The organism is Kosakonia oryzendophytica (assembly GCF_900094925.1).
Taxonomy (GTDB): Bacteria; Pseudomonadota; Gammaproteobacteria; order Enterobacterales; family Enterobacteriaceae; genus Kosakonia; species Kosakonia oryzendophytica.
Genome location: NZ_FMAY01000002.1, coordinates 33,529 through 47,565 on the forward strand (window position 1 = coordinate 33,529; position 14,037 = coordinate 47,565).

Sequence of the window (14,037 nt, forward strand, 5' to 3'; positions counted from 1 at the left end):
ACTTTTCGTCCTCCTTAATCGAATTTCATGCGTGTGGCTTTCAGGTTGACGATAGCCAGCAGACCGACCAGCAGGAAAATCAGCGTGGCGATGGCGGCAGCAAGGCCAAAGTCCTGACCGCCGCCGCCTTCAAAGGCGATGCGGTAGGTATAGCTCACCAGCAGGTCGGTATACCCCGCAGGCGTGGTGGTGCCGATGCGGTCCGGCCCACCGTTGGTCAGCAACTGGATCAATACGAAATTATTAAAATTAAAAGCAAAACTGGCGATCATCAGCGGTGTGAGCGGTTTGATCAGCAGGGGAAAAGTGATGCGGAAAAAGTTCTGCAACGGCCCGGCACCATCCATTGCCGAGGCTTCGTACAGATCGTCCGGGATCGCTTTTAACAGCCCCATGCAGAGGATCATCATGTAGGGGTAACCGAGCCAGGTATTGACGATCACGATCATCGTCCGGGCCGTTGTTGGATCGCTGAACCAGGCCGGTTTGATGCCGAACAGCGTACTGAGCATCATGTTAATTTCGCCGAAGCTCTGGTTAAACAGACCCTTGAAAATCAGGATCGAGATAAACGACGGTACGGCATAGGGCAGGATCAGCAGCACGCGATAAATCGCTTTGCCTTTCAGCGATTCCCATTGCACCAGGCAGGCCAGCACCATCCCTACCGCCACCGTCAGCACCACGGTGAGGACAGAGAACACCACCGTCCAGATGAAAATGGCGACAAACGGTTTCTGGATGCCCTCATCGGTGAACACCCGTGTGAAGTTATCCCAGCCAATGGTGACGGTATAACCGGGGCTCAACTTTTCATTGCCCCAACTGCCATCGGCATTCACAGACTGGAAGAAGCCAATGTTGTTATTGGCCCGGTATTTCACGCCGTTCTGGTTATTGGTTAATGTGCCATCCTGCGCCAGCTGATAGAGCGGGCGGGTGCCAGAAAACTGGCGCAGCGAGCTCATGGCAACTTTGCTCTCATCCGGCAATATGGCGGTGAGCTGGTTCAGGGCCTGGCGCTGTTGGGTGATCACGCGCAGGTTGGCGCGCTCGCCAGCGGGCAGAGCCGTGACCTCTTTTAAGGTAATTTTCTGTTCTCCGCCGGGTTTAAACGCGTCGGAGAGGTAATTTTTTCCGGTGTCGCCATCAGTCAGCGCCAGTTGCCATTTGTCACCCACCGGGTACAGACCAAAATTGTAGGCTTTTCCTGCCTGGTAAGAGCGGTCAAGCAGGACTTGTTGGGCGCGCTCCTGGGTAAGCTGGTTGGTGCTGCTGTAGTTAGTAAAGGCAATGGCGATAGTGCAGATCAGGGGAAACAGCACAAACAGCCCCATCCCCGCCAGACCCGGATAGACATAACGCCAGGCATAGGCTTTACGGTTGGCGAAAATATAGAGACCCGCTGAACTCAGGATCAGCGTTGTTATGGCAAAAAGGTATTCCCCTTGGGCATACATCAAAACAACAAGGTATCCCACCAGTAATCCCATAAGGGCAATGGCCGCCCATGCGAGCTGCGGGCTTTGCCACCAGTGGCGTTTTCTTACAACATCCATGGGAAGTCCTTTTACAACGTTGAAAACGAATGTCAGGTGGCGCTGCGTTTACCTGATTTGTGCGTAGCGCCACCCGACATATTGCTTACTTGGTAATACGACCCTGTGCGTCTTTCAGGGCAGCATCGACGGTCTGACGACCGCTGACCGCATTGATAACGGCAGTACGGGTGGCGTACCAGAAGGCAGCCATCTGCGGGATATTCGGCATGATTTCGCCGTTTTTCGCGTTATCCATGGTGGCGGCAATGCGCGGATCTTTCGCTAACTGATCCTGATAGGTTTTCAACGCCACCGCGCCCAACGGTTTATCTTTGTTCACTTCTTCCAGACCCTGATCGGTCAGCAAGTAGTTTTCGAGGAACTCTTTTGCGAGTTCTTTGTTCGGGCTGGCGGCGTTAATACCGGCACTCAGCACGCCAACAAACGGTTTGGACGGTTTGCCTTTGAAGGTCGGCAGCGTGGCGACGCCGTAATTGATTTTGCTTTTATCAATGTTGGCCCACGCCCACGGACCGTTGATGGTCAGCGCGGTTTCCCCTTTGTTAAAGGCGGCTTCGGCGATGGAGTAATCTGTGTCGGCGTTCATGTGCTTGTCTTTAATCAGCTTCACAAGGAAGCCAAGACCGGCCTTCGCGCCAGCATTGTCGACGCCGACATCTTTCACGTCGTATTTGCCGTTTTCAAATTTGAACGCGTAACCCCCATCGGCGGCAATCAGCGGCCAGGTGAAGTACGGTTCTTGCAGGTTAAACATCAGCGCGCTCTTACCCTTCGCTTTCAATTCTTTGTCCAGCGCCGGGATCTCTTCCCAGGTTTTTGGCGGGTTTGGCAGCAAATCTTTGTTATAAATCAGCGACAGGGATTCCACGGCTACCGGGTAAGCAATCAGCTTGCCGTTGTAGCGCACCGCATCCCAGGTGAAGGGATACAACTTATCCTGGAAGGCCTTATCCGGCGTAACTTCCGCCAGCAGACCGGACTGCGCATAGCCGCCAAAACGGTCGTGCGCCCAGAAGATAATGTCCGGGCCATCACCGGTCGCGGCAACCTGCGGGAACTTCTCTTCCAGCTTGTCCGGGTGTTCTACGGTGACTTTGATACCGGTGTCTTTCTCAAATTTCTTACCCACTTCGGCAAGACCGTTATAGCCTTTATCGCCATTAATCCAGATGACCAGCTTACCTTCTTCGATCTTGGCGAGGGCAGAGGCGGAAAACATCATCGTCGCCACTGCGGACAATGCGAGGATGCGTGCGCCTGTTTTGATTTTCATATATCCCGTCCTTTAGGTGTTGTGCTCGTGGATACGTTCAGGTGGTTCGACAGGGATTAGTCTCCTTTTTTGACAAGCGCTTCTCATCCTCCTTAAACCTACGCCCCTGGGGGGATTTGTGTGATCCCTGTTACACAAATTTTTATTATGTGTGGCAGCGCACATAAAAATACGCCGGTTTTTGCAGCCTCCATCACGAAATTGCCCGCAGTCCCTCAGCCTGGGGGGCAGAGCTGCTTCTCTCATCCTCCCGCCTCCTCCCCCATCAAAAACCAGGGGGGTGGAGGATTCACACGCGATATTGATGCGCCATAGTCAGCCCACGTTGAATGTTTCTGTTGGTGACAGGTTGTAACGAAGGGAGAAGGGCATGGCGAGCGTACAGCTGCGTAATGTAACGAAAGCCTGGGGCGACGTGGTGGTGTCGAAAGATATCAATCTCGATATTCACGAAGGTGAATTCGTGGTGTTTGTTGGCCCGTCAGGCTGTGGTAAATCGACGCTGCTGCGCATGATTGCCGGGTTGGAAACCATTACCAGCGGGGATTTGCTGATCGGCGATACCCGTATGAATGATGTTCCTCCCGCCGAACGCGGCGTCGGCATGGTATTTCAGTCCTATGCGCTCTATCCGCACCTTTCGGTGGCGGAAAACATGTCTTTTGGCCTGAAGTTAGCGGGTGCGAAAAAAGAGACGATCAAAGCGCGTGTAACGCAAGTGGCCGAAATATTACAACTGGCCCATTTGCTGGAGCGTAAACCGAAAGCCCTTTCCGGTGGTCAGCGTCAGCGCGTAGCGATTGGGCGCACGCTGGTCGCCGAACCCCGCGTCTTCTTGCTTGATGAACCCCTCTCCAACCTTGATGCCGCCTTGCGTGTGCAGATGCGTATTGAGATCTCCCGTCTGCATAAACGCCTTGGCCGCACGATGATTTACGTCACCCACGATCAGGTCGAAGCGATGACGCTGGCCGACAAGATTGTGGTGCTGGACGCCGGTCGCGTGGCGCAGGTGGGTAAACCGCTGGAGCTTTATCACTACCCGGCTGACCGTTTTGTCGCCGGCTTTATCGGCTCGCCGAAGATGAACTTCCTGCCGGTAAAAGTCACTGCCACCGCCATTGAACAGGTGCAGGTTGAGCTGCCTAACCGCCAGCAAGTGTGGCTGCCGGTAGACAGTGCCAATGTGCGGGTCGGCGCGAATATGTCTCTGGGCATTCGCCCGGAGCATCTGCTTCCAAGCGACATCGCCGATGTCACGCTGGAAGGCGAAGTTCAGGTCGTAGAACAGCTTGGTCACGAAACACAAATTCATATCCAGATCCCCGCAATACGTCAGAACCTGGTTTACCGCCAGACCGACGTGGTGCTGGTAGAAGAGGGTGCCACATTCGCCATCGGCTTACCGCCGGAGCGTTGCCATCTGTTCCGTGAAGATGGCACCGCCTGCCGCCGGTTACATAAAGAGCCTGGCGTTTAAGCATTCCAAAAAACTTACACAGAGCCATTCGCGCCACCCGTTGATAAAGCGTGTGCGCGAAAGGCGATGTGTAAAAAGAAAAGCAATGATCTCAGGAGATAGAATGATGATTACTCTGCGCAAACTTCCACTGGCACTCGCCATTGCCGCAGGCATCCTGTCTGCACAGGCGGGCGCCGTCGACTTTAAAGGTTATGCCCGTTCCGGCATTGGCTGGACAGGCAGCGGCGGCGAGCAGCAATGCTTCCAGGCGACAGGTGCAGGCTCTAAATACCGTCTCGGTAATGAATGCGAAACCTACGCGGAATTAAAACTTGGTCAGGAAGTGTGGAAAGAGGGCGATAAAAGCTTCTACTTCGACACTAACGTTGCTTATTCCGTCGCACAGCAAAATGACTGGGAAGCAACGGACCCGGCATTTCGTGAAGCCAACGTGCAGGGTAAAAACCTGATCGATGCTCTGCCAGGCGCCAACATTTGGGCTGGTAAACGTTTCTACCAGCGTCATGACGTACACATGATTGACTTCTACTACTGGGATATCTCCGGTCCGGGTGCGGGTCTTGAAAACGTCGATCTTGGCTTCGGTAAACTCTCTTTGGCTGCAACCCGTTCGACTGAAGCGGGTGGTTCCGCTACCTTCGCCAGCAACAGTATTTACGATTACAAGGAAAAAACCGCCAACGATGTTTTTGACATGCGTTTAGCGCAGATGGCCGTTAACCCGGGTGGTACGTTAGAGTTTGGTGTTGACTATGGCCGCGCCAATACCCGTGACGGCTACCATTTATATGATAATACTGAAACGAAAGACGGCTGGATGTTCACAGCTGAGCACGTTCAAAGCATGCTGAAAGGCTATAACAAGTTTGTCGTGCAGTACGCAACTGATGCGCTGACATCGCAGGGCAAAGGGTTATCGCAAGGCTCTGGTATCGGTATTGAGAGCAACAGTAAGTTGCCTTATAGCGCTAATAACAACGGCAGCCTGCTGCGTATCCTCGACCACGGTGCTATCTCTCTCGGCGATCGTTGGGATTTGATGTATGTCGGTATGTATCAGGATATCGACTGGGATAACAACAACGGCACCAAATGGTGGACTGTTGGTGTGCGCCCGATGTTCAAATGGACACCGATCATGAGCACCCTGTTGGAAGTAGGCTACGACAATGTGAAATCTCAGCGTACCAACGACACTAATAACCAGTACAAAATCACCCTCGCGCAACAGTGGCAGGCAGGCGACAGCATCTGGTCTCGCCCGGCAATCCGCGTATTCGCAACCTATGCGAAATGGGACGAAAAATGGGGCTACAACACCAGTGGTAACCCGGGCACTAACGCCAACTATGGTCTGGCAACCCGCAATGGTACGGGTGGCTCAAGCTTCGGCCGTGGCGACAGTGACGAATGGAGCTTTGGTGCCCAGATGGAAATCTGGTGGTAAGGGCTTTACTCGCGTAAACAGAAGAGGGGCGCAAGCCCCTCTGATTCTTACAAACAGCGCGCTATTGCCTGGCCAACGCTGTTTTGCATCCTGAAGGTGATTAAAATGAAAAAAAACCTCATTGCCCTGTGCCTCTCCGCGGGTATGTTGGCGGGTGTACCGGGTTTTGCACTGGCTGATGTGAATATCGTGCCACAGAACACAACAGCAGCGCCGTCGATCCCGGCATCTGCACTCCAGCAACTCACCTGGACGCCGGTCGACACGTCCAAAAGCCAGACAGTTCGGCTTGCTACCGGCGGACAGCATCTGAATGTGCCGGGTATTACCGGGCCAGTTGCGGCATTTAGCGTGCCAGCTAACATTGGTGAGCTTTCGCTGACGCTGTCAAGCGATGTCAATAAAAACACTGGGGTATTTGCGCCGAACGTGCTGGTATTTGATCAGAATATGTCGCCTGCGGCCTATTTCCCCAGCAACTATTTTACCTACCAGGAACCGGGAGTGTTAAGCGCAGATCGACTCGAAGGGGTTATGCGCCTGACGCCTGCGCTGGGTCAGCAGAAGCTCTATATCCTTGCATTCACCACCGCGAGCGATTTGCAAAAAACCACCACACTGCTTGATCCGGCTAAAGCCTATGCTAAAGGCGTGGGTAATGCGATCCCTGATATTCCCGATCCGATAGCGCGTCATGTTGCGGAGGGTGTGGTGAACCTGAAAGTGAAAAACAGTAGCAACTCCAGCATCCTGGTAGGCCCGCTGTTTGGTTCCTCGGGCCCCGGCCCGGTCACCGTGGGCAATACCGCCGCGCCGGCTTATAGCACGCAACCAGCTCCGGCTGCCGCGCCCGCTGCGGCTCCTGCTCCAGTGGCGAAAAGCGAACCGATGCTTAACGATACGGAGAGCTATTTTAACCAGGCCATCAAACAAGCTGTTGCGAAAGGTGACGTTGATAAGGCATTGAAATTATTGGATGAAGCAGAGCGCCTCGGGTCGAAAACCGCCCGTTCCACTTTTATCGGCAGTGTAAAAGGCAAGGGGTAACAGTCTCCCCACAATGCTGATATTTGCAGCAACTGGTGCGTCGCCTGACGCACCCTTTTTCCGGCGCAGCGGTGCGCTGTTGCACACCTGTTGCGCTGATGAAAACCGAATGAACTTTCCCCGCCCGTAAAGCCTGTTCTGCGATACAATAATCCTACGTTATGTACCGGAGAGTAAGGCATGTCTCACCCCGCGCTTACGCAATTGCGTGCGCTGCGCTATTTAGACGCGATTCCTGCGCTTGAACCGCAACTGCTGGACTGGCTGTTGCTGGAAGATTCCATGACGAAACGTTTTGAGCAGCAGGGCAAAACGGTCAGCGTGATGCTGATTCGGGAAGATTTTGTCACCGCAGACGAGATAACGCAGGAGCACGGCCTGTTGCCGGAGGAGTCGCGTTATTGGTTGCGCGAAATCATTCTTTGTGCGGATGGTGAACCCTGGCTTGCCGGGCGCACCGTGGTGCCGGAGTCCACTCTAAGTGGTCCGGAGCTGGCGCTGCAACAGTTGGGAACAACGCCGCTTGGGCGTTATCTCTTTACCTCTTCTACGCTTACGCGTGACTTTATTGAAATTGGTCGTCATGAGCAGCTCTGGGGACGCCGTTCCCGCCTGCGTCTGGGCGGGAAACCGTTGATGCTGACCGAACTGTTTTTGCCTGCGTCGCCGTTGTATTAAGAGGAATCGAAAATGGAGTGGAGTCTCACGCAGAATAAGCTGTTGGCCTTTCACCGGCTGATGCGTACGGACAAGCCGATTGGTGCGTTGCTACTGCTGTGGCCGACGCTGTGGGCGTTATGGGTGGCGACGCCGGGAGTGCCGCCGCTGTGGATTTTACTGGTCTTTGTGGCGGGCGTCTGGCTGATGCGCGCCGCCGGATGCGTGGTGAACGATTACGCGGATCGTAAGTTTGATGGCCATGTTAAGCGCACCGCGAACCGTCCGTTGCCCAGTGGTGCCGTGACGGAGAATGAAGCGCGAACCCTGTTTGTGGTGCTGGTATTGTTAGCGTTTGCGCTGGTGCTGACGCTCAACATGATGACCATTCTGCTGTCGGTGGCTGCACTGGCGCTGGCATGGGTCTATCCGTTTATGAAGCGCTACACGCATCTGCCGCAGGTGGTGTTGGGCGCGGCGTTTGGCTGGTCGATTCCGATGGCGTTTGCCGCGGTCAGCGAGTCAGTACCGCTGAGTTGCTGGATCATGTTCCTTGCCAATATTTTGTGGGCTGTGGCTTACGACACGCAATACGCAATGGTCGACAGGGACGACGATGTCAAAATTGGTATCAAATCGACAGCGATCCTGTTTGGCCGTTTCGACACGCTGATTATTGGTATTTTGCAGGTTGCGGTGATGGTGCTGATGGCATCCATTGGCTGGTTGAACGGGTTAAGTTGGGTCTATTACGCGACGGTGTTGATAGCGGGGGGGCTGTTTGTCTACCAGCAGGTGCTGATTGCAGGCCGTGAACGCGACGCCTGTTTTAAAGCCTTTATGAACAACAACTACGTGGGCCTGGTGCTGTTTTTAGGCCTGGCGTTCAGTTACCTGCATTGATGTTTCTCACCCCTCTCCTTTCGGGAGAGGGGTGTCTTACCTTCACGCTTCTGCTTGCGTTGCGCTCTCAATCGTTAAACGCACATCCGACGTAATCAGCTCCGCCAGCATCTGGTACACGCTTAATGTCTGCGCGGGTTCCGCATCGCCAGTATCGCTAATATAGCCTTCGTCACGCAGTGTCAGCACCAGCGTACTGAAGACCGCCTTATCGAAGAACTCCGGTGCGTTGATACCGTGCAGCACCGACAGACGTTGTGCCAGCGTACGGCTCTCTTTTTCCAGCGTACTGCGGTTCATCGACGGGTTCGCACTCAGCAGCCAGAAAGTAATGGCGTAACGTTGCAGCGTTTCGCGCGCGCCTGCGGCGAGCAATTGCAGCGTGCGCGAGTGCGCCGGGTTAATGCTCACACGATCGTCTTTCACCGTTAGCAGCCCCTGGCGCAGCAGCTCCTGGGTCAGGTTTTCCAGCACCTGCGCCAGCTCTGCTTTCTCCCAACGCAGGAACAACTCCGCTTTCAGCATCGGGTAGAGTAGCTCTACATGACGCAGAATTTCCTGTTGGGAAATGGCGCGATGCTGGGTCACGATAGCCGCCAGCAACGACGGCAGCATCAGCATATGCGCAATGTTGTTGCGGTAATAGGTCATCAACACGGCCTGTTCGCGCGGCAGAATGATGATATCGCCGATAGTATCTTTCTCGACTTCAAACTTGTTCATCTGCAACGCGTGATCGATAAGCTCACTGGCGCTGGCGGACGGCGTGGTTGAATCCGGCGAATAGGGCACATTACGCATGAGCTCAAGGTAGCAACTCAACTGCTCGGTTAACTGCTCCCGCGTCAGAGAGCGCTGACGCGATGCCAACAGTGCTGTACAGCACAAGTTCATGGCGTTAGCCGCACCCGCGTTGTTAATTCGCACCATCAGATCGGCGGCAATGCCGTTCACCGTCGGCGTTAACCATGCCGGACGGATAGCTTCAATCGGATCGATCGACTCGCGCCACTCCGGCACATGATGGTTCAGGTAGTTCATCAGCGAGATAGGCTCACCGAAATTCACATACCCCTGGCCCAGATTGCGCAGCTTGCTCAGGCCTCGCACCATCTGCAACAGACTCTCTTTCTCTTTCGTCGCCCCGCGCAGCTCTTTAGCGTAGGTGCCCACTTCCATCACGTGCTCATACCCGATGTAAATCGGCACCAGCGTGATAGGACGCGTACCGCCGCGCAGCATTGCCTGAATGGTCATCGACAGCGTACCGGTTTTGGGGTCCAACAAACGCCCGGTGCGGGAACGGCCGCCCTCGACAAAATATTCGACGGAATAACCGCGGCTAAACAGCTCACCCAGGTATTCACGAAACACGGTGGAATAGAGCTTATTGCCCTTAAAGGTACGGCGAATAAAGAACGCGCCCAGGCGGCGGAAAATCGGCCCGGCGGGCCAGAAATTCAGGTTAATGCCTGCGGCGATATGCGGCGGCACCAGCCCCTGGTGATAGAGCACGTACGACAGCAGCAGGTAGTCCATATGGCTGCGGTGGCAGGGCACATAGACAATCTCGTGACCATCATGGGCCAACTGGCGCACGCGCTCGGCGTTGTGCACATTAATGCCCTGATAGAGACGGTTCCAGGTGAAGCCGAGGATGCGGTCAGTCAGGCGGATCATCTCGTATGAGAAGTTCGCCGCGATCTCTTCCATCAATGCGATAGCATTTTGCTGCGCCTTATCGTGGGAGATTTTCTTGCTGCGCGCCTCATCTTCGACTGCTCGGGCAATTGCTTTGGATGAGAGCAGCTTATTAAACAGATCCTGACGCGCAGGCAGGCGCGGGCCCACTGCGGCAAGGCGTTGGCGGGCGAAGTGCATACGCGCGACGCGCGCCAGTTTTTGCGCGATAATTTTGTCTGTGCCGTGTTCTGTCGCCATGCGACGCAATGAAACCGGCGGTGAAAAACGCACAAAGCTGTCGCGACCAAGCCAGGACACCGCGAAGAATTTCTGGATGCCGTTGAGCATGCGCAAAGGCGGGTTGACTTCGCCCTTCTCACGCCCGGGGGAGCGACCAAACATCACCGATACCGGTACCATTTGCACATCCAAATCCGGATGACTGCGGTGGAGATCCAGGTAATCATGGAACAGTTTGATGGATTCTTCTTTTGGCGTGTAATAGGTAAATACACGCGGCCCGCCGTGGATAAACACGTAACGCGGTAGCAGTGCGCCGTCGATTTCCAGCGGTTCCAGTGGGTCTGGCAACTCATGCGCCAGACACTGAGCGCGCAGCGTCATCAAGTCTGCCTTGGAGTTGTAAGGCAGCACATACATGATGGGACGTGAGGTATCGAGACCCAGTTCCTGTGCAGGTTCTGCGGGGATCGATTTACTTTTTACCAGCACGCTTAATGGTAAATTCAGTAATTTGTAGTAAATTCGTGGCCAGCCGGACATAAAGGATGTAAAGCCTCTGGGTTAATAGTGCCATTGCGCCGCAAGAATATCAGAAAGCGCGCATAATTTCTGTTGTACCTCTTCGTGCTTACATAGACATTGATGCTCATTAGATAAAAAGGTTCTTTTCATGGCCAATAATACCACTGGATTAACCCGGATCATTAAAGCGGCGGGCTATTCCTGGAAAGGCGTTCGTGCCGCATGGATAAATGAAGCGGCGTTTCGCCAGGAGGCCGTCGCGGTCGTGCTGGCCATTATTATTGCCTGCTGGCTCGATGTGGATCCCATCACGCGCGTACTGCTGATTGGTTCGGTATCGCTGGTAATGATCGTTGAAATCCTCAACAGTGCAATTGAAGCGGTGGTGGATCGGATTGGCGCGGAATTTCATGAACTTTCCGGGCGAGCGAAGGATATGGGGTCGGCAGCGGTGCTGATGTCTATCCTGCTGGCGCTGTTTACCTGGATCTCACTGCTCTGGTCGCATTTTCGATAACGCTTCCAGAATTCGATAACACTCTGGTTATTTGCTTAAATTTGGTTCCAAAATCACCTTTGACTGTATATACTCACAGCATAACTGTATATACACCCAGGGGGCGGAATGAAAGCATTAACGGCCAGGCAACAAGAGGTGTTCGATCTTATCCGCGATCGCATCTCCCAAACAGGTATGCCGCCGACACGTGCGGAAATCGCGCAACAATTGGGGTTCCGTTCCCCAAATGCGGCTGAAGAACACCTCAAAGCGCTGGCGCGCAAAGGGGTTATCGAAATCGTATCCGGCGCATCACGCGGTCTTCGCTTGCTGCTTGAAGAAGAAGACGATCTCGGACTGCCGCTGATCGGCCGCGTGGCCGCTGGTGAGCCGCTGCTGGCGCAGCAGCATATCGAAGGGCATTACCAGGTCGATCCTGCACTCTTCAAACCGCATGCGGATTTCCTGTTGCGCGTGAGCGGAATGTCAATGAAAGACATCGGCATTATGGACGGCGACCTGCTCGCGGTGCATAAAACGCAGGATGTACGCAACGGCCAGGTCGTTGTGGCGCGTATTGAAGACGAAGTGACCGTTAAACGTCTGAAAAAACAGGGCAACACAGTTGAACTGTTACCGGAAAACAATGAGTTTTCCCCGATTGTTGTTGATCTGCGCGATCAAAACTTCACCATTGAAGGACTGGCGGTAGGCGTCATTCGCAATGGCGAGTGGCTGTAACGCCTCCCTTATTCGCTGCGGTGCTGTTTTACGCTCCGCAGCGTTAATGCCTTTCCCCGATCGATTCTGACACTGCTATGCCGCTGCTGACTGCATCCGACAAAGCGCTGTGGCGACTTGCCCTGCCAATGATCTTCTCCAATATCACTGTCCCGTTGCTGGGGCTGGTGGATACGGCAGTGGTCGGGCATCTGGATAGCGCAGTCTATCTGGGTGGTGTGGCCATCGGCGCGACAGCGACCAGCTTCCTGTTTATGCTGCTGCTGTTTCTGCGAATGAGCACCACCGGGCTCACGGCTCAGGCATACGGTGCGAAAAATGCGCCTGCGCTGGCTCGGGCGTTAGTGCAGCCACTGCTGCTGGCGCTGGGCGCTGGCGTGCTGATTACACTCTTACGCGTGCCGCTTATCGATCTGGCTTTGCATATTACCGGCGGCAGCGCTGCGGTGCTGGAGCAGGCGCGGCGCTTCCTTGATATCCGCTGGTTAAGTGCTCCGGCATCGCTCGGTAACCTGGTGCTGCTGGGATGGCTTTTGGGCGTGCAGTATGCCCGCGCACCGGTGATCTTGCTGGTGGTGGGCAACGTTCTCAATATTGTGCTTGATGTCTGGTTGGTGATGGGGCTGGGCATGAACGTTCAGGGAGCGGCATTAGCAACGGTGGTGGCGGAGTACGCGACCTTTGCGCTCGGCCTGTTGATGGCACGACGTGTGCTGCTTATGCGCGGTATCACCTTGGCGGTGCTGAAGAAGGCCTGGCGTGGCGGCCTTGGACGCTTGTTGGCGCTTAATCGGGACATCATGCTGCGCTCGTTATTGCTACAGCTCTGCTTCGGTTCGATAACCGTGTTCGGCGCGCGTCTTGGCGCTGAAACCGTGGCGGCGAATGCGGTGCTGATGATGTTTCTGACGTTTACTGCTTATGCGCTGGACGGGTTCGCTTACGCAGTGGAAGCCCATTCCGGGCACGCTTATGGCGCGCGTGACGACACGCAGCTTAAGCTCATCTGGCACGCGGCATGCCGGCAGGCTGGTCTGGTGGCGCTGGTGTTCTCAGCGGTGTATGCGCTGGCCGGGGAGTCAATTATCGCGTTACTCACCTCACTGCCAGCCTTGCAAAACATGGCCGGGCACTACCTTATCTGGCAGGTGATCCTGCCGGTGGTGGGCGTGTGGTGTTATTTGCTGGATGGCATGTTTGTGGGCGCGACGCGCGGTGCAGAAATGCGCAACAGCATGGCGGTTGCCGCTGGAGGATTTGCCCTGACGTTGTTGACGGTGCCGACGCTGGGCAACCATGGCCTGTGGCTGTCGCTGACGGTGTTTCTGGCGCTGCGAGGGCTGACTTTAGCATGGGTGTGGCGTCGTCACTGGCGCAATGGCACCTGGTTTTCCGGTATTGGCCACCCCTGACCCCTCTCTTTTCTTATACTTCTTTCTCCCGCCTCGTTAATACTGCTTTCTTTGTCGTAAATGGTTAAAGATTCCGAATGTAAACCAACTGGCAGTATTCCTGACTACAATGATTAGTACGTTCAGCGTAACAGGAACGTAACTTTTAACCGAACGATAAGGAGTCAACGATGAACAAAGACGAAATCGGCGGTAACTGGAAGCAGTTTAAAGGTACTGTGAAAGAGAAATGGGGCAAGTTGACCGATGACGATATGACCGTCATCGAAGGCAAACGTGACCAACTGGTGGGTAAAATCCAGGAGCGTTACGGTTACGCAAAAGATGAGGCAGAAAAGGAAGTTACGGATTGGGAAAGCCGTAATGATTACCGCTGGTAACGGACATTGACCCTCAATGTGTTGATTTTGTGAGCGTTACCCTGCCCAAGTGGTACACGGATGTACCCTCCCTTTATCTTTCACGTTTTACCGGTGTTGGCTGCGCTTTCTCGCCCGGGTCACATACTGATGTATGCTCCCCGGAACGCGTACGCTTGCCGCCTGGGTAAAACGCGAAATCTTTC

At 54.6% G+C, this 14,037-nt stretch carries 12 protein-coding genes; 9 read left to right on the forward strand and 3 right to left on the reverse strand.

Translation table 11 applies throughout. From position 1 onward, the window contains the following. Window positions 1–14: 14 nt before the first annotated feature. Together malF and malE are read right to left on the reverse strand one after the other, a co-directional pair. On the reverse strand, window positions 15–1,559 hold the full coding sequence (gene malF / locus GA0061071_RS03330) for a maltose ABC transporter permease MalF (protein ID WP_061498877.1): 1,545 nt from the start codon (window positions 1,557–1,559) through the stop codon (window positions 15–17). A gap of 85 nt (window positions 1,560–1,644) precedes the next feature. Next, on the reverse strand, window positions 1,645–2,835 hold the full coding sequence (gene malE, locus GA0061071_RS03335) for a maltose/maltodextrin ABC transporter substrate-binding protein MalE (protein ID WP_061498874.1): 1,191 nt from the start codon (window positions 2,833–2,835) through the stop codon (window positions 1,645–1,647). 370 nt (window positions 2,836–3,205) lie between these two features. Between malE and malK the strand changes: the two genes are divergently transcribed. The 5 genes from malK to ubiA all read left to right on the forward strand — a co-directional run bounded on the left by malK (window position 3,206) and on the right by ubiA (window position 8,372). Further along, window positions 3,206–4,315, forward strand: coding sequence for a maltose/maltodextrin ABC transporter ATP-binding protein MalK (gene malK, locus GA0061071_RS03345; protein WP_061498867.1), 1,110 nt, complete (start codon window positions 3,206–3,208; stop codon window positions 4,313–4,315). A 103-nt stretch (window positions 4,316–4,418) separates the two neighbouring features. Further along, window positions 4,419–5,765 (forward strand): maltoporin, encoded by a 1,347-nt coding sequence (locus GA0061071_RS03350; RefSeq protein ID WP_088237222.1) that lies wholly within the window; start codon window positions 4,419–4,421, stop codon window positions 5,763–5,765. 99 nt (window positions 5,766–5,864) lie between these two features. Beyond that, a complete protein-coding gene (malM, locus tag GA0061071_RS03355) occupies window positions 5,865–6,812 on the forward strand; it encodes a maltose operon protein MalM (protein WP_061498861.1) in 948 nt (315 codons plus the stop codon). Between the two features lie 180 nt (window positions 6,813–6,992). After that, entirely contained in the window at window positions 6,993–7,490 is a 498-nt protein-coding gene (gene ubiC / locus GA0061071_RS03360) for a chorismate lyase (RefSeq protein ID WP_061498857.1), read from the forward strand. A gap of 12 nt (window positions 7,491–7,502) precedes the next feature. Further along, complete coding sequence (ubiA, locus tag GA0061071_RS03365) at window positions 7,503–8,372, forward strand: 4-hydroxybenzoate octaprenyltransferase (protein WP_088237223.1); 870 nt, start codon at window positions 7,503–7,505, stop codon at window positions 8,370–8,372. Window positions 8,373–8,414: 42 nt separating this feature from the next. Here the strand turns inward: ubiA and plsB are convergent, their stop codons facing one another. Beyond that, on the reverse strand, window positions 8,415–10,838 hold the full coding sequence (plsB, locus tag GA0061071_RS03370) for a glycerol-3-phosphate 1-O-acyltransferase PlsB (RefSeq protein ID WP_088237224.1): 2,424 nt from the start codon (window positions 10,836–10,838) through the stop codon (window positions 8,415–8,417). Window positions 10,839–10,968: 130 nt separating this feature from the next. On the opposite strand from plsB, the gene GA0061071_RS03375 reads away from it, so the two are divergent. From GA0061071_RS03375 to GA0061071_RS03390, 4 genes are all read left to right on the forward strand, one after another. Next, complete coding sequence (locus GA0061071_RS03375) at window positions 10,969–11,337, forward strand: diacylglycerol kinase (RefSeq protein ID WP_061498849.1); 369 nt, start codon at window positions 10,969–10,971, stop codon at window positions 11,335–11,337. Between the two features lie 108 nt (window positions 11,338–11,445). Further along, window positions 11,446–12,060 (forward strand): transcriptional repressor LexA, encoded by a 615-nt coding sequence (gene lexA, locus GA0061071_RS03380; RefSeq protein WP_061498844.1) that lies wholly within the window; start codon window positions 11,446–11,448, stop codon window positions 12,058–12,060. 77 nt (window positions 12,061–12,137) lie between these two features. Beyond that, the gene (gene dinF, locus GA0061071_RS03385; protein ID WP_088237225.1) at window positions 12,138–13,472 is read left to right on the forward strand and encodes an MATE family efflux transporter DinF; all 1,335 of its coding nucleotides are present in this window, start codon (window positions 12,138–12,140) and stop codon (window positions 13,470–13,472) included. A 170-nt stretch (window positions 13,473–13,642) separates the two neighbouring features. Beyond that, the gene (locus GA0061071_RS03390; RefSeq protein WP_061498838.1) at window positions 13,643–13,852 is read left to right on the forward strand and encodes a CsbD family protein; all 210 of its coding nucleotides are present in this window, start codon (window positions 13,643–13,645) and stop codon (window positions 13,850–13,852) included. Window positions 13,853–14,037: the final 185 nt, after the last annotated feature.